Consider the following 21,286-nt stretch of genomic DNA (forward strand, 5'->3'; position numbering starts at 1 on the left):
GGGCTGCGCCCGGCGACGCGAACCACCGCGCTGTGCGCGGTGGTTGCGCTCCCGCTCCGCGGGAGCGCTGGTGGCTCGCTGCGCGAGCCACTCACCTCCGCTGCTGCTGCAGCTGCTGCGCAGCAGCAGCAGCAGCGGAGGTGACGCCCTGTCCGCTGCGCTCCCAGGGCCGCGGGGCTTCGCCCCGATGCCTCGAGTTTCCGCTTCGCTTCAACCCAGGGCCGGCGGGTCCGCTGCGCTCCCCCGCCTCAACGATCCTTTCGGCTGTGCCTCCGGTCCCTCAGGGCCCGCTGGCGCGGGCCTGGCTGGCTGTGGGGGCGGGGGCTCGTTCGTGTTGAGTTCCAGGGTATCCGGTGCCTCGTGCTGATGCACCATGTAGAGTTGGCGAAAATGTAGGACGTGCGTGGGGGTGGGGTCTAATGATTGATCAGGTGACGATAGGTAGGCGACTTCCTTCGAATCAGCCGTCCTGGGTCCAGCTGATGGTTCTGACGTCTCATCAAGGATTGTGTGTTTTCTGTGCAGCTTCGCCATCCGTAACCATAGACCATCAGGAACCTGTGGCTGATGGGGGAGCAGACATCTGGTGGAACTATCTCCCGGCTTGCTCCTCTTGCAATCGAAGGAAGAACAAGAGAACTGCACAAGATTGGGTCATTGATATGAAAATGGCCTACTCTCAACCCAAAGCTTACCGTGGTATGAAAAAGCTTCCCCTCGGTGTTTGTAACGGATTGATGGACCGCGTGAGAAGCACCCAAGATGAGATACGCGAATATTCTCGGCGTGAATGGTTCCGGCATCACTACGGAACGAGGCCACGGTCCCGCAATCAGCTTGAGATGTTGGAGCTGGTCGCTTCGTGTCAAAGGACACTCGCAACGTACCCCTACGCCCCATGGGAGAGCCCCGAAAGGCTGGACTATCCATTCGATTCTTGCACTAGGAGGATTTGCTGCGCATATACACACAAGGGGTGGAGCGTTGTAGAGGTTTACTTGACTGACGCTGAGCGCGAGGCGTTGGAGCGCCGCGCCTTTGAGCTCAAGATTCATAGGGGTGACTTGGTGGCGACGGCAATCCGTCAGTACCTGGCGAAAGAAGGGCCGAAAGGTATCGTCCTTACCGAAGAGGACACACAGGATGCGAATTAGCCTGCGCTCGCACCAGATCGATCAGAAATCAGCGTTCCGAAAATGGGTGGGATTTCCCACAAGGTCATCTGTGCCCCCGCAGGGTGCCCGTGCCACGATCGTGTCAGCGACCGGCTCGGGCAAGACGATCATGGCCGCCGCGTGCGCCTTGGAATCGTTCGCGGACGGCCGGATCCTCGTGACCGTCCCGACCCTGGACCTGCTCGTGCAGACCGCCCAGGCGTGGCGGGCGGTGGGCCACCGGGCCCCGATGGTCGCGGTGTGCTCGCTGGAGAACGACCCCGTGCTGAACTCGCTGGGGGTGCGCACCACCACCAACCCCATCCAGCTCGCCCTGTGGGCCAGGTCCGGACCGGTGGTCGTGTTCGCCACATACGCCTCGCTGGTGGACCGCGAGGACCCGGAGGACCCGACGGGCCGGCGGAAGGTTCGCGGGCCGCTGGAGGCCGCTCTGGCAGGTGGGGAGCGGCTCTACGGCCAGCACATGGCAGGCTTCGACCTCGCCATCGTGGACGAGGCCCACGGAACCGCCGGTGATCTTGGTCGTCCGTGGGCCGCGATCCATGACAACCAGCGGATCCCCGCCGACTTCCGGCTCTACCTGACCGCGACCCCGCGGATCCTCGCCGCTCCCCGGCCGCAGAAGGGCATCGGCGGCCAGGAGGCGGAGCTCGCGACCATGGCCGACGACCCCAACGGGACCTACGGCGCGTGGATCGCAGAACTCGGTCTGAGCGAGGCGATCGAGCGCGAGATCCTCGCCGGGTTCGAGATCGACGTGCTGGAGATCCGCGACCCCTCCCCGGTCCTCGGGGAGTCCGAAGAGGCGCGGCGCGGCCGGCGCCTGGCGCTGCTGCAGACCGCGCTCCTGGAGCACGCCGCCGCGTACAACCTGCGTACGGTCATGACGTTCCACCAGAAGGTGGAGGAAGCCGCGGCGTTCGCGGAGAAGCTGCCGGAGACCGCAGCCGAGCTGTACGTCAACGACGCCTCCGACGAGGACCTGGCGAAGGCGGAGAAGCTGCCCGCGTCGTCGATCGACGCGAAATTCTACGAGCTAGAGGCCGGCCGCCACGTCCCACCAGAGAGGGTGTGGTCGGCGTGGCTGTGTGGCGACCACCTCGTGTCCGAGCGGCGCGAGGTCCTGCGCCAGTTCGCCAACGGCATCGACGCCGCGGGCCGGCGGGTGCACCGAGCGTTCCTCGCGAGCTGTCGCGTGCTCGGTGAGGGCGTCGACATCGTCGGCGAGCGAGGCGTCGAGGCGGTCTGCTTCGCCGACACCCGCGGCTCCCAGGTGGAAATCGTCCAGAACATCGGCCGGGCGCTGAGGCTCAACGAGGACGGCAGCACCAAGGTGGCCAGGATCATCGTGCCGGTGTTTCTGGAGCCGAACGAAGACCCGACCGACATGGTCGCCTCCGCCAGCTTCAAGCCGCTCGTGGCCGTCCTCCAGGGCCTGCGCTCGCACGATGAACGACTCGTCGAGCAACTGGCCTCGCGGGCGCTGACGAGCGGCAAGCGTAAGATTCACGTCCGGCGGGACGAAGAGGGACGGATCGTCGGCGCCGGCGGCGAAAAGGACGGGGAGCACCAGGAGGGTGGCACCGTCGCAGCTGCCGAAGCCGCCCTGCTCCACTTCTCCAGCCCGCGCGCCCCGGCGACCATCGCGGCCTTCCTGCGCACCCGGGTCTACCGGCCCGAGTCCCTGGTCTGGCTCGAGGGCTATCAAGCCCTGCTGCGGTGGCGCAGGGAGAACGAGATCACCGGTCTCTATGCCGTTCCGTATGACGTCGAGGTCGAGGTCGGGGCGACGAAGGCGTTTCCGCTTGGGCGGTGGGTGCATCAGCAGCGAAAGGCGCTGCGGACCGGGGAACTGGAGGAGCGGCGCAAGACGCTGCTGGACGCGCCGGAGGCCGGGATGGTGTGGGAGCCGGGCGAGGAGGCGTGGGAGAACAAGCTCGCCGCGCTCAGGTCCTACCGGCGGGCGACCGGGCACCTCGAACCGCGGCAGGACGCCGTGTGGTACGACCCGGCCGGCGGCGGCCCCGTGCCGATCGGGCAGCACATGGCCAACCTCCGCAGGAAAGGCGGCCTCGGAAAGGACCCGGAGCGGGCGGAGGAGCGCGCGGCGCAGCTGGCCGCGATCGACCAGGACTGGAACTGCCCCTGGCCACTGAACTGGCAGCGCCACTACCGCGTCCTCGCCCACCTCGCCGCCGACGAACCCGACGGCCTCCTGCCGGACATCGCACCCGGCGTCCTGTTCGAGGGCGACGATCTGGGCAAATGGCTCCAGCGACAACGCCGCAGCTGGACGGAGCTCTCCCAAGAGCAGCAGCAGCGGCTGTCGAAGCTGGGCGTACAGCGCGACCAGGCGCCGCCTCCCGCCCCGGAAGCCGCTGGCGCAGCGAGGGGGCCGAGCAAAGCCCAGATGGCATTCCAGCGGGGCCTTGCAGCCCTCACACAGTGGGTCGAGCGTGAAGGCGCCCACCGGCCCGTACCACGCGGCCACAGCGAGGAGATCACGGTCGATGGCCAGGAGGAGCCGGTGACCGTGAAACTCGGCGTATGGGTATCGAACACCAAATCGAGGAGGGGCCGGCTGGACGCCGACCAGCTCGACGCACTACGACAGCTCGGCATGGAGTGGGCATGAGGCGTACCAAATGCGTACGAAAGGCGCATCTACCGCGTACACCCGTACTTGCACAGCCACGTCAGGCGGCGTGGCCACCTGCGGTGAAGAGTTCTCATCCGTTCGGGTGAGCGGCGAGGATCGGAACATCTGCGCTTCCGCTCATGCACTTGGCTTCGGGTATGGAGCCTGGCGGAGTTGTTGATGTGGATTCGGCGGGCGATCTCAAGGTGTCCGCCGCACCTGCGGTTACCGGCAGGGTCGACGCGTGCTTTCGCGATCTTCTGGGAAAGGCACATCGGGTTTCGTGGCTTGAGGCGGCGCAGGACGTCCCCTTTGAGGACTTTTCTACGGTACGGCCTTTCCCCGTCCGGCCCGGGCGGCGTGTGGCTCCGGGCTGGTGGTGGTCGTCGACGACCGGGCGGCTGGTGGCGTACGGGTCCGGTGTCATGCGGACCGAGCTGATGCTGCTGGACCGGGAACCGGCGGTGGTGGCGCTGGCCTGCCGGCCGGTGGAGCTGGTGTGGCGTGAGGAGAACAGGGTCGTCGGTCATGCGCCACAGCTGATGGCCAGGCTCCAGGACGGCAGCGGCCTGTTGCTCGACTGCGTCGGACGCAGCGGACCCTCCGCCCGGCTGGCGGCGCGGGCACGTGTTGTGGCGGCTGCCGCCAAGGCGGTGGGCTGGTCCTACCGGCTCGCGGGGCCGCCGGATCCGGTGCTGGTGGCCAATGTGCGGTGGCTAGCCGGTTACCGGCATCCCCGGTACGCCGCAGGGCCGTGGACGCCGGCTCTGGTGGAGGCGTTCGCCAGTCCGCGGCCGGCGGTGGAGGCGGTGTGTGAGCTGGGTGACCCGATCGCCGTATGGGCCGCGGTCTTTCACGCACTGTGGAGCGGCGTGCTGCGGGTACGGCTGGACGAACCGCTGCACGAGCATGCCGTCGTCTCGGTCGCACGGCAGGAGGCCGAAGCGGCGTGACGCAGGCGGTTGTCGAGGTCGGGGCGCGCCTTCGCTACGACGGACGGGTATGGAGGCTCGCCGTGCTGGAAGGCGCCCGGGCCACGCTGGTGACCGACGAGGGCGCCTCGGCGGTCGTACTGCTGCCCTACCTGTTCGCCCATCCGTCCTTCGAGGTGGAAGGCGGACCAGTGCCGGGGAGGGTGCCGCCGTTCGGCCTGCTGGAGGCGCTGCCGGTGGAGGTGCGGGAGCGGGCTCTGGCGTGGCAGCGGCATGTGCGGGAGGTGGAGACCGGCTTCCCGGACTCGGTCGGGCAGGGCGTCCCGCGTGAGCAGTTCGATCCGGCGACGCGGAGCCTGGCGCAGCGGGAGCGGGCGAAGGCCGAGGAGTTGACGGCGGCGGGCTGGGCGGCGAGTGCGGCGACGGTGCGCCGGATGCGGGCGCGCTACCGCAGCGAGGGCTTGTGGGGGCTAGTGGACGGCCGGGCGGTGCGGGAGCGGTCGGCCCTGGGGCGGGCCGATGAGCGGGTGGTCGCGGCAGTCAGGAAGGTGCTGGAGGGACAGCGGGAGCGGTCGACGGGCACGCTGGTGCGGCTGCGCCGCCGGGTGGGGTGGCTGCTGGAGGAGGAGTACGGCGCCGGGGCGGTGGCCCTGCCGCCGGCGTCGACGTTCAACCGGCTGGTGCACGCGGTGGCCGACGGACAGGGGCTGCTGGGGACAGCGGCGCAGCGGCGGTGGCATGCGTCGCGGCCGGCACCTCCGTTCACGCCGACGGTGGCACTGCGGCCGGGCGAGCTGGTGATGCTGGACAGCACGCCGCTGGATGTCCTGGCGGTGCTGGACGACGGTGTGACCGGCCGTCTTGAACTGTGTATCGCGCTGGACGTGGCGACGCGCAGCATCTGCGCGTCGGTGGTGCGTCCGGTGGGCACGACGTCGGTGGACGCGGCGATGCTGCTGGCGCAGATGGTGGTGCCGACGGCGATGCGGCCGGGCTGGGACGAGGCGCTGTCCATGCAGCGATCCGTCATCCCGTATGAGCGGCTGATCGCGTTGGACGCTCGGCTGGAGCAGGCGGCTGCACGGCCGGTGATCATGCCGGAGACGGTGATCGTGGACCAGGGCCGGGTGTATGTGTCGGCGTCGTTCGTCTCGGCGTGCGAGAGCCTGGGGGTGTCGGTGCAGCCGGTGCCGCCGGCGAACGGCCCGGCGAAGGGGAACGTGGAACGAACCTTTCGCGCCATCGCCGACGGGTTCAGCCAGTACCTGCCGGGCCACACCGGCTCGGACGTCTCCCAGCGGGGCGTGGCCGCGGAGCAGGATGCCTGCTGGAGCCTGGCGCAGCTTCAGGAACTGCTGGACGAGTGGGTCATCTGCGGGTGGCAGGAGCGCCGGCACGAGGCGCTGCGGCACCCGATGATGCCGCAGGTCGCTATCTCACCGAACGAGATGTGGGCAGCTTTGGTGGCGGTGACCGGGCACGTGCCCGTGCCGTTGTCCGCCGACGACTACGTTGAGCTGCTGCCCTTGCGGTGGCTGGCGATCAACGACTACGGCGTCCGCTTCGGCTACCGCACCTACGACCACCCCGGCCTCAACCCCTACCGGCGCCGCCGCTCACCGCAGGAGGACAAGAACGGACGGTGGGAGGTCCACCACAACCCCTACGATCCGAACCGGGTGTGGGTGCGCCTGTCCGAGGGATGGTTGGAGGTGCCGTGGGTCCACGCGGAGGCGGTACGGCGCCCCTTCACCGCGTTCACCTTCGACTACGTCCGCCGCACCGTGGAACGCCGCGAGGGCCGCGAAGAACACGAGGCGGCGATCGCCCAGGCGCTGGATGCGCTGCTGCGCCGTGCCAGCCAGGGACTGGGCAGCAGACGAGAGCGGACGGTAGCCGCCCGGCCCAGGCGGCCGCGCAGATGACCGACCCGTCCCCTGCCACCGCCCCGCAGCAGTGCCCTGCGCCTCTGGCGCCGGGGGCCTCGTTCGGGCTGCCTGGCTCCTTCACCGTCCCGCTTGAAGACGGCGACCGCTGGGACACCGACGACAGCCTGGACGACATCGAGGACGACCCGGACGGCGAGGACTACCTTCTCGCCGCCCTCGCCGACGGCCAGGACGCCGCGGCAGAACACGCGGATGAGGCCGAAGCGTCCGAGTCGACGGCCGGAACGGACCGGGACCAGGCCGCAGGGCAGACGCTGAACGCCGCCGGGGCGGGCGGCATGCTCATCTACGACCCGTACCAGGAGGCCCAGGCATGGTGACAGCGGCCCAGCCCGCCACCACGAGCGCTTTCAGCCCGCTGACCACGTGGGACGGGTGGCAGCAGTTCGTCGACACACCCCACGCCCCGGCACGGAACGCCGGCGACCAGGAGTGGACGCTGGAGCAGCGGGAGGACTACCACGCACGGTTCGTGGTGCTGAAGACCCCCGCCATGGACACCATCTCCACCGCGGTCCGCCGTCTGCTGCTGCTCAACCGCGGCCAGCAGGGCGGAGCTCGGCGCGGCCTGATCATCTCCGGGCCGGCGACCACCGGGAAGACCACCGCGATGCAGCAGCTCGGGCGCACCGTCGAACTCGCCGACCGGCGCCGCCACCCGAACCAGGACGGGCGGCTGCCGGTCCTGTTCATCACCGTGCCGCCGTCCTCCACCCCAAAAATGCTCATCAGCGAGTTCGCCCGCTTCCTGGGCCTGCCGACGCTGGAGCGGATGAACCAGATCCAGATCACCAACGCCGTGTGCGAGCTGCTCTGCGAGATGGGCACCCAGCTGGTCCTGGTCGACGACGTGCACCTGATGGACACCCGCAGCCGGGCCGGCGCCGAGACCTCCGACCAGCTGAAGTACCTCGGCGAACGGATCCCGGCGACGTTCGTCTACTCCGGCATCGACGTCGAAGCCTCGCCACTGCTGACCGGCGTGCGCGGCTCCCAGCTCGCCGGCCGCTTCAAGATCGTGCGCAACCAGCCGCTGCGCTACGGCAGCGCGGACAAGCAGGTCTGGAATGCCCTGGTGAACGGCATGGACAGCGCGCTGCGGCTGCGCCAGCACCGGCCCGGCACGCTGGTCACACACCCCGCCTACCTGCACGCCCGCACTGGCGGACGCATGGGCAGCCTCTCCCACCTCATCCGCGAAGCCGCCCTGGTATCCCTGCTGGACGGCACCGAAAAGATCACCAAGAAGCTGCTCGAACAGATCGAGCTCGACACCGCCGCCGAACAACGGGCCCGAGCACCCAGGCGCCACCGGATGCCCACGCAACGCCAGCCCTGACCGGCGGCGTCTGCCTCAACCGACCGCACCGATCCACCGTTCGGCCACGGCTCGGATGCCAGCACATCCGTGCCCGCCAGGAAACGACCTCTACTCCCTGATGCACGACTTTCTTCCACCACAGCCGCAGCCGCCGCGTACGGCTGCGGCACGACCGGGGCCAGCACGGCTCGCGCCGCTGCAGCGAGACGAACCTTTCGTACCTGGACCGGCTGGCCGACCGCTACCGGCTCGGCGTCAGAGACCTCGTCCCCGCGCTGCTGCATGTCGGCGGAGGCCTGTTCAAGGGCTACCGCCCGGACGGCGAGGTCTACCTCAACGCCGAAGCCCGCGCCCGTGTCTGCATGTTCAGCCGCGTGCCCGAGGAGATCCTTCAGCGTGCCCTGCCTGCCTGGACCGCCCAGGAACCTCTTTCGCCGGACGGGGCGGGCACGGCCGGGCGGTTCCGCTTCGGCTCCGTGGTCCCGGCTGCGGGGGAAGGCTGCTGGCTGTGCACAGCCGCACGCACCGGACGGGCCAAACCCGCACGGCTGTACTTACAGCCGCACACCCGGGTCTGCCCGCGCCACCGACGCTGGATGCTCGGCACCCACTGGATCGGCGGCTCACCGGCCGGCACCGAGCAGATCGACCTAACGGGGCTGCCGGAGATGATCACGGCACACCGGCGACACCTGAGTCTGCTGCGCCACCGGCCGGACGGCGTTCGTGCGTTCGAGGTCGCACATGCCGTGGCCGTCTCCTGGTGGGCACAGCAATGGCCTGAGGACGAGCAGTGGCCGCGCCGGGCACTGCAGCTCGCGCCCCCAGGCACCGATCCCGGCTGGTGGCGACTGCTGGCCAGGGACGCGGTCACCTACCCGGAGACGGTTGCCCTCGCCTCTGCTCTCGTTGACGAAGGCTTCAGGCGGCGACTGCTCGCCGAGAGCCGCGGCCACCTGCCGCACACCCTTGCGGACACACCCGCTCTGGTCAGCGAGCTGGCCCAGATCACCAACCGGGACTGGCTGCCCGAGAAGATCGCTTCGACCTCAGCCGGGCCCCTGCTGGTATGGGTGCACAACTGCGTGCGGTCCCCTGATGGAGCAGACGCCGCCGATCGTTTGTGGACGCTGCACATGGCACACCGGCCCCGGCCCATCACCCGGGAACTGCAGGCCTACCGCAATGGCAGTAAGCCGGAGGCGGTGGGAGGCAGCCCGTCGCGGGGCCGCGGCCTGCGGCTCACCCCCGAACAGGCATTTCATACCGGTCTGGCCCACGCCCGCGCCTACGCTGCCCTTCACGGCCACCTCGCGGCTCCGATCGGCGAGCGGTTCAACGGCTTCGCGCTGGGCCGGTGGCTGTCGAACCACCGGAAATCCCCCGCGGTACCGCCCGAACACGTCACGGAACTCGAGGCGCTGGACCCGTGGTGGCGGCCGCCTTGGACGGTGATGTGGCAACGCACCTACTACGAAGCCCGCGACCATGCCCGCGCACGGGGCGGCCTGCGGCCCGAGCGCGGCTTCCCCACCACCAACTTCGGTCTGGGTGAATGGCTGCACATGCAGTGCACCGGCTATGACGACCTGCACCCCGCGCAGCAGCGTCTGCTGTCTGACATCGGCCTCACTCCCGAGGCCGTACGGGCGGCCCAGCCTCGCCGCAAGCACATGGCCACCCACTTCGAACGCACCCTCGCAGGTGCACGCGCCTTTGCCCGCACCCACGGCACGCTGGTGACCGCGACCGCCGACACCGTCCAGGATGGATCCAAGCTAGGGCAGTGGCTGGCCAACCAGCGCAGCAAAGACCGGGCCTACCAGCTGCGTCATGGCGCTCCCTCACCCCGAGCACTGGCACTGTCGGCAATCGACTCCTGGTGGAACCCGCCCTGGGCCCTGAAGTGGCAGCGCTCCTGGCACCAGGCACACACCCACATCGCAGACGGTCACGTCCTGGACGCCGCGGCCGGATTCCCCGGCACCAGCCGCGCACTCGCCAGGTGGCTGACCAACCAGTGCGCCCAGTACGACACACTCCAGCCCGACCAGCAGGACCTGCTCACCCGGATCGGGCTGAGCGCGGTCCGGGCCCGCGGCGCGGCCGCACGGCCCGCCGAACGCGAAGCCGACTTCGCCGTCGGACTCGGCTACGCACGTTCCTATCACTCCACACACGGCACTCTCGCCGCCGCGATCAGCACCGTCCACGACGGGTTCGAGCTGGGGCGGTGGCTGCGCCGGCAACGCCAGCACGCCCGAACAGATGCCGACACGGGCGCGCCTCAGTGCGCCGCGGCGAAGGCGCTGACCGCGGTCGATCCGTGGTGGTGTCCGCCCTGGAGCCTGGCGTGGCAACGCGCCTGGCAGCACATCCACCATCAGGTCCAGGCCGGCCACCAGCCAGACGCCATGCACGAGTTCCGCAGCTTCGCCCCAGACGAGCGGGCCTGGCTACGCTGGCAGATCAGGCACTACGCCGGCCTGCATCCCGGCCAGCAGCGCCTCCTGGCCGACATCGGCTTCACCGAGGAGAGCACCCGCACCCGGCCCGTCACCCCGTATGCCGAGACCGCACTCGAGCACGCCCGCAGCTACACAGCCGCGCACGGCAGTCTGGCAACGCCGTACTGCGCCGTCCACGACGGCTTCCCCCTGGGATCCTGGCTCGCCCGACAACGTCTTCTGGCCCATAACGCGAACACCCCATACGCCGTTCACCGCGCACTGACCATGATCGACCCCTGGTGGAACCCACCCTGGCCCATGCGCTGGCAGCGCGCCTACCACCACGCCCGCACCACACCCATCAGCTCCACCACCCATTCCTGGGCATCCGCTCAACGCGCCGCCTGGCGCCGACTACACCCGCAACAGCACACGCTCCTCACACGCATCGGCATCACCCCGGAAAACCGCACCAGCACACAGCGCCGCAAAGCGACCCGCCCCTACCCGCCAAGCCCCGGCCTGGCCCACGCCCGCGCCTGGGCCAAGGAGACCGGCAACCTCTGCGTCCCCAAAAGCACGCACCATGAGGGCTTTCCTCTCGGGACATGGCTGATCCAACAACGCCGCAAAGCCGGCCAACGCCGCCTCTCCCCCACAACCCTGCACGCCCTCGACACCATCGACCCCTGGTGGAACCCACCCTGGCCCTACCACTGGCACCGCACCTACCACCAAGCCCACACATGCCACCGCACCGGCCAGCCCTACCCGCCACGCATCACCACATGGATCCACACCCAACACCGCAACTGGCCACGCCTGCACCCCCAGCAGCAACACCTCCTCAACACCATCGGAATTCACCCCGGGTAGAACCGACCACATCACTGCTGTCACACTTGTGTTCGATTACTGTGACGTTCTGGACTGGCAACATCAGAATCGGGAGACTGTGGCCATGACGTCCTCCGCGCATGAGGCATCTGCGTCAGCCCTGGGCTACATCTTCCAGGCGCAGCTCGCCCTCCTTGAGCTGCTGCGAGGACAAGAGGATCGCCCGGACGGGGCGATCAGCCTGGAGCTCCACGACGACGTTGCGTGGGAAGAAGACGGTCGGCCCGTTGAACTCCTGCAGGTCAAACACCACATCCGCAGTGTGCGGTCGCTCGGCGACAAGGACGACGACGTGTGGCGGACTATCCAGTCCTGGATGGACACCCACGCTCCTGGCGACGAGTACGGCCCCATGCTGACCCTGGTCACTACACAGGAGGCCCGGCCGGGTACGGCTATGGCCGCGCTCAAGGCACCCAATCCAGCCCCCGCACAGGCCCTTGACCTACTCATCGCCGCCGCGCAGGAGTCCAAGGCCAAGGACACGAAGGACGCACGGGCAGCTTTCCTGGCCCTTCAGCCGGCGCAGCGTGCCGTCTTTGTTCAGCGGATGAGGGTCATCGACGGTTCGCCGTCCATCGACGACCTTGACGCGCAGGTACGGGTGAAGCTCAGGGCCGCGCTTCCCGACGGGCACGCCGACTCCTTCATGCGGCAGCTGTGGGCGTGGTGGTACGAGCAGACGGTGGACATGCTGCAGAAGCGGCACACCAGCGTCTCCGTGACCCGGCTGATGCAGCGCATCAGCCGCATCCGCGACGACTACACCTCGGACAGACTGCCCACGCTGGTGGACCGTGAGGACTTCCCGCGGGAGGCCGAGACGGAGCTGGCCGATGCCTGCTTCGTCCACCAGTTGCGCTGGGTGGGCGCCAGCCGCCAGTTGAACAAGGCGATGGTGGACTACTACCGCGCCTACACCCAGACCGTGGCCTGGCTCGAAGACGACCTGGTGGACCTCGACGAGCTGGAACGGTTCGAAGGCAACCTCGCCGACGAGTGGCAGCGGGAGTTCGACTGGATGCTCGACGACCTGGGTGAAGATGCCACCGACCGGGAGCAGGAGCAGGCCGGCAAGGCGCTGCTGCGCAAAACCCTGGACCAGACCCGGTACCGAATCCGTGAGGCGTACGACGAGGCGTTCTTCTCCCGGGGCAAGCACCATGAACTGGCCGACCGCGGACGGGTCGGATGGCACCCCGACTTCGAGGCACGGGTGAAGAACCTGATCAGGGCCGCCCGTGCCTAGCTGGAGCCAGCGCCCGCAAGCCAGCGCCGCCTTCCTCAACCCTGCCCTCGTCGCCGCCGTCGCCGCCACCGCGGCACGCGACTACGAGCGGGAAGCCTCCGGCAGGCTGATGCCGTGGCCGATGGCCTTCGTCGTGGCCCCGCTCGTCCTGCACCGGCCCACGCGGCGAGCGCTGCCCACCTCGACGCGCACCCATCTGACGAACTGGGTGGCGGACCACCCGGCACTCGTCGCAGGCCTTGCCGCGCGCAGCACCTCACTGACACCCGCCGTACGGGAAGGCCTGCGCTTCGGGCTCCGCCACCAGATGCTCACCATCGAGCAGGGCTCTCTCAAGAGCAGGATTCCGTCGAAGTCCCGTACCGAGGGCGAACTCGCCGACCTGATCAAGGCCGCATCGCTGATAGGCCGCTGGACTGCCAAGTCCGACAACCCTTCCACCGTGTTCGCGCTGCTGGGCGTGAGACCCTGAGCCGGTGCAGATCCGGTCGATCATCCTTTACAGCAAGAGCGGCGAAAAGCGCGTCCTGGACTTCCGGCTCGGCGAGCTCAACATCGTCACCGGCACCTCCCAGACAGGCAAGAGCGCGCTGCTCGACATCGTCGACTTCTGCCTCGGCAGGGACGAGGCCACGCTCCCGATCAGCCCGATCTTCAACACCGTCGCGTGGTACGCAGTCATCCTGCAACTGCCCGACACACGCATCCTCGCCGCCAGGCCGGCACCTCGCCCCGGCGCCAAATCCGTCACCAACGCCATGCTCGAAGTCGGCAACGACCTCGGTGTCCCGGAACTGCCCGACCTCCGCGTCAACACCGACTCCACACAGCTGCACCAGCAGCTCGGACGCCGGATCGGCATCGGAGACACCCGCAGCGAGCCGGCACCGGGGAGCCTGCTCTCCCCGCTCAGCGCCAACCTCGGCCACGCTGTGCTGCTCTGCCTGCAGAACCAGGACGAAGTCGCCTCCAAGCGGTCGCTGTTTCACCGGCAGAACGAGCGCGGCATCCCCGAGAGCCTCAAGGCCACGATCCCCTACTTCCTCGGCGCGGTCCCCGAAGACCAGGCCGCACTCCAGCAGCAGCTGACCCAGGCCAAACGAGCCCTCCGCCGCGCCGAGAACGACCTCAAAGCCGCCCAGGAAGCAAACCAAGGCATCGAGGCCCGCCTTGAGTCCCTCCTCGCTGAAGCCCGCGTCCACGGACTGCTCCCCGACAGCGGTGTCGACACCTCTGACAGAGCAGCCGTCATCGAGGCCCTGCAGCAGGCTGCCTCATTCCGGCCCACCCCGGACAACGCGGTCGAGGAACAGCGGCGGCAGGAGCTCCTCCTCACCGAACAGTCATCCGCTCTCCGGCGGCAGCTGCGCTCCCTCGCAGAAGAACGCCAGCTCCTGAACGACCTGGAGACACAGGCTGCCGGCTACTCCGGCGCCGTCGCCCGCGGCATGTCACGCCTGTCCGCGCTCAACCTCGTACCCGACGGCTTCCCCGGCGAACACAGCTGTCCCCTGTGCGGAAACGAACTGGACGAGCCAGACCCCACCGTCGCCGATATGCACACCACCCTCGCGAACCTCCGAGGGCAGCTCGACAGCGTCCAAACCGTCCAGCCCCGCCGCGAGCAGGCCCTGCGCGAGATCGAGCAGACGGCGACGCGCCTACGCGAACAACTCCGCGGCATCGAAGGCGCCCTGAGCATCATCGCCGAACAGCGCAACCAGCAGGCCGGCCTCCTCGGACAGGCCGAAGCCCAGGCCTACACCCGCGGCAGGATCAGCGCCTACCTGGGCCAGATCAACACCGCGTCCGACAGCGGACACCTCCAGTACCTAGAGACGAAAGTCGCCGTCGCCCAGCAACTCGTCCAAAGCATCGAAGAACAGCTCGACACGGAGGCCGCCGATGACAAACTCACCCACGGGCTCAGCTACCTCAGCGGCAAGATGACCGGCCACGCCCGGACCCTGAAACTCGAACACGGCGACCGCCTGGTCCGTCTGGACCTCAAGAAGCTCACAGTCGTCGCCGACACCCTCGAGGGCAATGCGTGGGCAAGCATCGCGAGGGTGACCCAGCGGTGCCAGGACGTCCAGCGTCTGACCTGGTGTTCGTCCAGTCCGGCCAGCCCCTTCGACGATTGGAATGTCTCCTCCACCGTCCACCGGCGCCCCGCGGTCTTCACCAGAGCCTGCAGGGTGGTCGGGGTGGTCGAGTAGCAGCGGTAGTAGGCGAGTTCGCCGGTGCGGCGGTTGCGCCGGACGAGGAGGTGCCGGTGACCGGGACGCTCGTCGGCGATGGCGGCCAGTGCCCAGTCGTAGTAGCGCCGGCCTTCGGCTCCGGCCCCTGCGGACAGCTTCTGCCAGGCCTGTTTCGGGACCCGTTTGACCAGGGCGTCGGCGCGGATCTTCCCGGCCGGGGTGGTGATGTGGTGTCGGCAGGAGACGGCGAGGACGTAGTTCTGCCCGCGTCCCTCCAGAGTGTGCCGCAGGCGGGTGTTGTCGCCGTATGCCTCGTCCGCGGTGACCCAGCCCGCGGGGATCCCGGCGTCCAGGGCCCGTTCGATCATCCGGGCGGCGAGCTGGGGTTTTGTGGCGAAGGTGTGGGTGTCGGGAATGCCGGCCGCGTGGCAGCGGTCCGGGTCATCGGTCCAGGAGCGGGGAACGTAGAGCTCGCGGTCGATCGCGGCGTGCCCGCGTGGGGTGGAGTAGGCGAGGTAGACGGCGACCTGGCTGTTCTCGATGCGTCCGGCGGTGCCGGTGTACTGGCGCTGGACGCCGACGGTGCGGGTTCCCTTCTTCAGGTCGCCGGTCTCATCGACCACAAGGACGACGTCGTCGGTGCCGAGGTGGTCGACGACGAAGCCGCGCAGGTCGTCACGGACGGCGTCGGCGTCCCACTTCGCCCGCGCGAGCAGGTGCTAGTAGCCGTCCGGGGTGGCGTGACCGGCCTTCTCGGCGAGCGTCCAGCAGTTCTTGCGGGGCAGGCCCGCCAGCAGGCCGAGGACGAACTCCCGGGCGTGCCTGCGTGGTTCGACTCGGACGAACCGGCCGGCGATCCGGGCCATCAGGACCTCGACCGTCTCCCGCCAGCGGGCAGGATCTATGCTGTGGCCCGCGGCCACCAGCTGTTCTTCTGTCTTCACACCACTGATGATCACTGGTGGCCGTACGCGTGCCCCGGCACCCCTCAGCCAGCAAGATCAAGATCTACGGCTGGAGTATTAGCGCCATACGGGGAGCGGCGGTCTCGTACCGATGGTGCAGCGCCCCGAGCGGCCACAGCACCTGCTGGACGGGGGCTCGGCTGCCATTCATGCTGTGCAGATGTTCCGACGTAGATGGCGAGCGTGGCAGGACCGACGGGCACAGAACCGGGGCGTGGCGGCCCAGATGAACGCGTTCTACGACTCGCTGTCGGAGCAGGAGAGGACGCCTGTCCGAGGCGTCGCTATCAAGTACGGCCGAGAAGTCGACTACCTGTCTCTACTGCGCGCAAAGAACGCCTCGGCCGCCCCGTACTACGTCGGGCTGTCCTCAGAGATGGGGGGCTTCACGCATGTCACTAAGCGGGCTGTCCTGGTCGCGGACACAATGATGTTGTCCGAGCACGGCACCGGAGCAGTGCACGAACTCGGGCGCCTCGCAAGTGACCACCATAGAGTCGACCCATCAGAAACCGGAATTGCCTACGACACTGGTCTCATCCGCCGCTACGGGATGGTGACCAAGGACATTCGAGAGTTAGGCCAGTGGCTTTTGAACGCTGAGCCTCTGCTACGCAGCGGGCTGGTCTGGTATTGCCCGGTCAAAGTATTCGGGGACCCTGTCCCCCATTCGCAGCGTGACCCGGAGCCTGCGAGGCCTGATCCACTGCCTTCGTTCAGTGACCGGTCGATCGACTTCGTGGTGGAGCACGGCCGGGCCGTGGATCTGTCGAGGGACAAGCCCCTTGCCAGCCGGGTGGTCCGGCCGATTCTGGAGATCGATCTGCCCTTCATCAACGGGCTCAGCCTCAACGACTTCGCGCAGGTCACCAGCGAGGAGTTCAACTCCTACACCCAGTACCGTGACTTCATGCGCTCTCGGCTCCTCGAACTCGACGACGCGCTGGAAGCCGTCGACTCACAGGTCGCCCTGGAACGAATCGCGCTCGCCATCCGTGACGAGTTGAGCGCCGCTACTGCTGAGATACACAAGGCGACCCGGTCCCGGGCCCTGATCCGGTCCGGTGCTGTGCTGGGTTCGACGAGCGCCGTCCTTGCCGCAGTCCGCCCCGATGCCCTCCAAGGTGCGCTCGCCACCAGCGCGACGATCGCAGCTGGCGCAACCGGCCTGTGGCCGACCATCCAGGCATTTGCTGATATCAAACCCAAACGCGCACACGGCAAGTGGTACTACGTATGGATCCTGCAGAAGAAGGCCGCACGCTGAGCCTGCTGTCACTGTCACTTCTCTTGGCCGGGAGCGGCACCATCTACAACTACGTGCTCCAGATGGAGGGTGGTCGCCTCGCACGGGCGTCTGTTGCTCTGTTCGGACACGGAGTTGCAGATCGCGGAGTTCTCGCGGGGGAAAGCCCACCGTGCGGGCGCTGTCTGCGGTGCTGGTGCACTGCGCGCGGGTTGGGCAGGGGCGGCACTGGCTCCTGGTGAACCTGGCCACGATCAACGGGGCCGCGGTGGGTGAGGAGGTCGGGTAGGGGCCGTGCCAGCCGGCGCTGACCTGTCTCTGGGGGCAGGTGACCTGCTGGCGGTCGTAGTCGATGTGGAAGTCGTCCCGGGCGAAACCCTCGTTCCGAATGCTGGCGGGTGGGGTTGCTGTTCAGCGGCCCGGAGACGGTGACCTGGTGGTCACGGGCGGCTTGTTCCAGGTGGGGCAGGTACGTGTAGCCAGCGTCGACCAGGTGCTCGGCGGGCAGCAGTCCGCGACGGGCCAGGCGGGTGTGGATGCCGGGCAGGACCTTGCTGTCGTGGGTGGTGGCCGCGGTGGTGGCCACGTCCGTGATCACGTTGGGGCTGTCGGGAGCACAGGTCTCGGTCAGGTGAGCAGAAAACCCCTTCCAGCTGATGATGTGTCCATGGCGTGCGTAGCGGGCCGAGGTGTCGTAGGGGGAGACAATCGCCCGGGACGAGGGCGGCAGTCCGGGCCCGTCTTCCTTTTCGGCGGTGCGCCAGCGCAGGTGTCCCGCGGGGTCATGGTGGTAGTTCTGCACGATGATCTGGCGCAGGGCCTGGACGCGAGGGCCGGACGCGCGGGCCGCTCCGCGCTGGTAGAGGTGTTCCAGGAGCCGGACAGCATCATTGCCGGTGGCAAGGATCCTGGTCTTGGGCCTGGTGGGGTTCTTGCCCAGGCGGACCGGCCGCCCGTAGCGGCGCCCCCAGTCCTCGTCGACCAGTTCGTCCAGCAGGTGAGGGGCGGTGCCGGCGACTTCTTCGAGTGCGGCGCGGACCGCCTCGGTGATCAGCTCCAGGCGGGTCAGGTCGCGCACCAAGGCCAGGACGTGGGTGGAGTCGGTTCGCTGCGTGGTGCGCTCGCGCACCAGTCCGGCCTCCTTGAGGCGGGTCAGCGCGAGGTCGAGGAGGCGGTCGGCGCGGTCATCTTCGGCGAGACGGTCGCGGAAATCAGCCAGCACGCTGTGGTGGAAGCCGGGGTCATCCAGCTCCATGGCCATCGCGTACTTGAAGTCGATGCGGCAGCGGACCGCCTCGGCGGCCTGCCGGTCCGACAGACCAAGCAGGAACTGCAGCACACAGACGGTGGCCAGTTGAGCAGGTGAGAGACCCGGACGTCCGTCACGCGGGTACCAGTCCGCGAAGTCCTCGTCGCACCACAGCCCGTCCAGCCGATCGCGCACCCATATCGCCGTCGTGCCAGCCGGGTTGCTCGCCCGCGCGATCCGCGCAGTCAGAGGCGGCACTTGCTCACCGGAACGGGGGCGGAGGGACAACGGGCACCTCGACAGCTGTATCGGTCGGCTGAACTATCCGAGCATGCCCGTCGATCGTGCTGCCGCACCGGGAAACTCCAAGATCCCCGACAGAGTCAAGCTCAGGCAGGATGCCCGCTGTCTGGCCACTGAGACACACACGTCAGCGGCGCTTCCCGTGGAGAGCTAGAGGCTGGCCGCCCGCGGTGGCCGTGAGAGCTCATTTGGCCAAGTCGCTGAGGGATTGTTCGGCCTGCCAGCGCGCACGCACGACTCCGTCTCTGTCGGGCATGACAGCGGAGAGTAGAGGGACACGCTCATCGGCGTACACGGGCAGAAGCGCTGCAGCGTCGGCATCGGATATTCGGGCAGCCAGCTCCGGAAATTCGTCGTCGTCAGCGACGATGCTGTGGATCTGACCTTCCCTGTCCTGCCAGACGCCCTCGACGATGCCCTCGGTGGGAAGGGCGCCGAGGATGGCGCTGACGTCGGAGGAGAGGGCTGGCCACACGGCCAGGCGGGCGCGGGGAGCGAGCCCGGCGCGAACCGTGTCGATGGTGTCGCACGTGAGGCGATGCCATCGCGAGGCGTTTTGGACGTATATCTCTTCCAAGAGTCCAGCGCGGCCGCCGCCAACTGCGCTGTGCAGGCCGGCCCAGAAGTCGTCATCGCCTGGCCGTAGGACGCCTTCCTCCTCGGGCTCGAAGTCGTAGGGGGAAACGTCCAGGTGTTCTGGGAACAGCCCGAGTTCGCGGGCGCGAGCTAGAGCTCCTTGGCAGGGTCGGCTGCTGCCGACGTAGAGGTACTGGTCCCACCCGACGTGCACTGCGAAAACGTCTTCCGCCTCCAGCCGGCACCAGGCGCCGCTTTCGCGCAGCATGAGGCGAATCAGCTCCAGCCCGATGTCCAGCGGCATCTCTGCTCCGTCGTGGAAGTCGGCAAGACCGCCGGGAAGGAGCCTGTCGAGACCGAAGCCGTCCAGAGATCTCTCAACGCCGAAATGAGCAAGAGACGAGACCTCCGGCTCGCGGACAGACAGATGGTCGATGCTGGTGTCCGCGGCGAACGCCTTGACCGCCTGAAGATAGGCCGCCTCGATCTCGCCGTGATCGCTGATGGTGTCCTCGGTGCCGGTGTAGTGCCCGTGATCGTCACGGTCGGCGGGGTCGTACTTGCTGACGAGATAGACGTAGGGGAGCTGCACATCGCCATCTTCCAGCGCTTGCTGAGGAAGTGCCACGGCATTTGAGACAAGGGCATCGGTGCGCCCTCTGAGACCCATCCGAATCTTGCTGGTCAGCACGCTGCGTCATGACACGAGCCGCGAGATCCTACAAGTGCGAGGGATCAGGCCGAGGCTTCGGGGGTGTCGACAGACAGGCGATGCCACGCGTGGCCGCAACCGTCGGAGCAGAAGCGCTCTCGTCGGCGTTCGTCGGCGACGGCCAGCACCGCGATCAGTAGCCGGAATGACTTGAGGCGCTCGTCGTGCGGGGTGAGACTGGCGATCTTTCCGAGTTGCTGGTCGATCCGCCCTCGTGTGATCAGAACTGCCGGTGTGTGCGTGGCGCGAAGTCCGGCGCGTCGGATGCTTTCCGGGCCGTCCTCGGCGGTGGCGTGGGCCTGAATGCAGAAATGTGACAGGAGGCGCAGGGTGTTGGACTGCTCCTCAGTCGAGAGGCTCTCGAACCACTCGATTCCCTGTGGCATCGGCCGAAGTTCTTGGGCGAGTTCGTTGAGAATGATGTAGGGATCAGCCATTCTCGCACCCCCGTTGCGCTCGATTCACAGTCTTTCCCGGTCATCCAAGCAGACCCTCGGGTCCCTAGAAAGGCAGTTTGTCGGCTTCCAACGGCTCTGAGTACCCACGTACCCAGTGGCCGGGGAGGGCGGCGCAGAGCGACTCCAGGTCGGCGAACGTACTTCCCCGAACGTGCAGCCAGCTGTGGTCACTCCGTCCGTCGAGCCGCAAGAGCTTCCCCGGCGCGGAAAACCAGCACACGGGTGACTCTTCCTTCCCCGTCCACATCGGGTACTCGGGAAACTCCACCGGCGCGAACCGACTCGGCAGCTCTCGAATCAGGCTGGCGGGAAGTTCGCAGGCGTTGTAGAGCCGTCCTTCGCTGCCAAGCAGCGTCTCGCTGAGTACGAGCTCGACGCAGGCCAGGGAGACCCTGCCAAGGTAGCGGACCCAACCATCCCGTGACTGGACGAACACCGGCGGATCGTCCTGGCCGAGGTCCCGCAGCCGCACTCCCCAGACAGCGCATCCCTGGTTCTCGCTGCGGAAGACGAGCACTCCACCGAACTCGTCGTGCACGAACAGCTCGGAAGGGCGCAGCAGCGGGTCCTGGTTGCCGGTGAGGTCGTGACGCGTACCGAGAAGCGAGTACGCCTCGCGCAACGCGGTCGGCAGCGTGAGCCCCAGCATCTCCTCGGCTCGCTCCAGCTCGTCCGCTCGCGTACCCGCGCCGTCGGCGAGCGGCTCCGCCCATGCTGCGGCAAACTCCCGAACGAAGGCCCAGGCTCGCGCCCTGTCGGGTATCCCACCGCGCAGAGCTTGAGCCACATCGAACTCGTCAACCATGCGGTGGACCGTACAGGCCGGCCAGCTTCGCCGGACTCCGCCAGGTCGTTTGCCAGAACCACTGGGACTCGCCACATCTACTGAGAACGGACAGTCGGCACCCAGCCACAACCACCCTGACCACCCGATGCTGTACCGACCGGCAACTAAATGACCCGCA

Annotated in this window: 15 protein-coding genes and 1 pseudogene; 10 read left to right on the forward strand and 6 right to left on the reverse strand. The window is 68.0% G+C overall.

The features are described from left to right. The first annotated feature begins 482 nt into the window (after nt 1–482). The 7 genes from QC283_RS39710 to QC283_RS37840 all read left to right on the forward strand — a co-directional run bounded on the left by QC283_RS39710 (nt 483) and on the right by QC283_RS37840 (nt 11,341). On the forward strand, nt 483–1,154 hold the full coding sequence (locus QC283_RS39710; protein ID WP_443032751.1) for an HNH endonuclease: 672 nt from the start codon (nt 483–485) through the stop codon (nt 1,152–1,154). Beyond that, entirely contained in the window at nt 1,144–3,810 is a 2,667-nt protein-coding gene (locus QC283_RS37815) for a DEAD/DEAH box helicase (protein ID WP_279566323.1), read from the forward strand. Before QC283_RS39710 ends, QC283_RS37815 begins: the two co-directional genes overlap by 11 nt. Nucleotides 3,811–3,971: 161 nt before the next feature. Further along, nucleotides 3,972–4,766 (forward strand): TnsA-like heteromeric transposase endonuclease subunit, encoded by a 795-nt coding sequence (locus tag QC283_RS37820; RefSeq protein ID WP_279566324.1) that lies wholly within the window; start codon nt 3,972–3,974, stop codon nt 4,764–4,766. Further along, nucleotides 4,763–6,670: a transposase gene (locus QC283_RS37825; protein ID WP_279566325.1), complete on the forward strand. Its 1,908-nt coding sequence runs from the start codon at nt 4,763–4,765 to the stop codon at nt 6,668–6,670. Before QC283_RS37820 ends, QC283_RS37825 begins: the two co-directional genes overlap by 4 nt. Beyond that, nucleotides 6,667–7,014, forward strand: a complete 348-nt coding sequence (locus QC283_RS37830; RefSeq protein WP_279566326.1) for a hypothetical protein — start codon at nt 6,667–6,669, stop codon at nt 7,012–7,014. The genes QC283_RS37825 and QC283_RS37830 overlap by 4 nt, the downstream gene beginning before the upstream one ends. Then, nucleotides 7,008–8,033, forward strand: a complete 1,026-nt coding sequence (locus tag QC283_RS37835; RefSeq protein ID WP_279566327.1) for a TniB family NTP-binding protein — start codon at nt 7,008–7,010, stop codon at nt 8,031–8,033. Before QC283_RS37830 ends, QC283_RS37835 begins: the two co-directional genes overlap by 7 nt. 356 nt (nt 8,034–8,389) lie before the next feature. Beyond that, a complete protein-coding gene (locus QC283_RS37840; RefSeq protein ID WP_279566328.1) occupies nt 8,390–11,341 on the forward strand; it encodes a helicase associated domain-containing protein in 2,952 nt (983 codons plus the stop codon). Between the two features lie 115 nt (nt 11,342–11,456). Here the strand turns inward: QC283_RS37840 and QC283_RS37845 are convergent, their stop codons facing one another. Next, nucleotides 11,457–11,615: a hypothetical protein gene (locus QC283_RS37845; RefSeq protein WP_279566329.1), complete on the reverse strand. Its 159-nt coding sequence runs from the start codon at nt 11,613–11,615 to the stop codon at nt 11,457–11,459. A 63-nt stretch (nt 11,616–11,678) separates the two neighbouring features. Between QC283_RS37845 and QC283_RS37850 the strand changes: the two genes are divergently transcribed. Next, a complete protein-coding gene (locus QC283_RS37850; RefSeq protein ID WP_235617476.1) occupies nt 11,679–12,611 on the forward strand; it encodes an ABC-three component system protein in 933 nt (310 codons plus the stop codon). Continuing rightward, the gene (locus tag QC283_RS37855) at nt 12,604–13,083 is read left to right on the forward strand and encodes a three component ABC system middle component (protein ID WP_279566330.1); all 480 of its coding nucleotides are present in this window, start codon (nt 12,604–12,606) and stop codon (nt 13,081–13,083) included. Before QC283_RS37850 ends, QC283_RS37855 begins: the two co-directional genes overlap by 8 nt. A 1,458-nt stretch (nt 13,084–14,541) precedes the next feature. Here the strand turns inward: QC283_RS37855 and QC283_RS37860 are convergent. Beyond that, a pseudogene (locus QC283_RS37860) lies at nt 14,542–15,678 on the reverse strand (IS701 family transposase). Between the two features lie 313 nt (nt 15,679–15,991). Between QC283_RS37860 and QC283_RS37865 the strand changes: the two are divergent. Further along, a complete protein-coding gene (locus QC283_RS37865; RefSeq protein WP_279566331.1) occupies nt 15,992–17,044 on the forward strand; it encodes a hypothetical protein in 1,053 nt (350 codons plus the stop codon). A gap of 49 nt (nt 17,045–17,093) precedes the next feature. On the opposite strand, the gene QC283_RS39715 is transcribed toward QC283_RS37865, so the two are convergent. The 4 genes from QC283_RS39715 to QC283_RS37890 form a co-directional block, all read right to left on the reverse strand. Continuing rightward, nucleotides 17,094–18,530 (reverse strand): transposase, encoded by a 1,437-nt coding sequence (locus tag QC283_RS39715; protein WP_383531235.1) that lies wholly within the window; start codon nt 18,528–18,530, stop codon nt 17,094–17,096. Between the two features lie 229 nt (nt 18,531–18,759). Continuing rightward, complete coding sequence (locus tag QC283_RS37880) at nt 18,760–19,842, reverse strand: RNA-binding protein (RefSeq protein WP_279566332.1); 1,083 nt, start codon at nt 19,840–19,842, stop codon at nt 18,760–18,762. 44 nt (nt 19,843–19,886) lie between these two features. Continuing rightward, nucleotides 19,887–20,300 carry a DUF5958 family protein gene (locus tag QC283_RS37885; protein WP_279566333.1) on the reverse strand — a complete coding sequence of 138 codons (414 nt, stop codon included), beginning with the start codon at nt 20,298–20,300 and terminating at the stop codon, nt 19,887–19,889. 64 nt (nt 20,301–20,364) lie between these two features. After that, a complete protein-coding gene (locus QC283_RS37890; protein WP_279566334.1) occupies nt 20,365–21,126 on the reverse strand; it encodes an SMI1/KNR4 family protein in 762 nt (253 codons plus the stop codon). Nucleotides 21,127–21,286: the final 160 nt, after the last annotated feature.

Source organism: Streptomyces sp. DH41, assembly GCF_029813785.1.
Classification (GTDB): domain Bacteria; phylum Actinomycetota; class Actinomycetes; order Streptomycetales; family Streptomycetaceae; genus Streptomyces.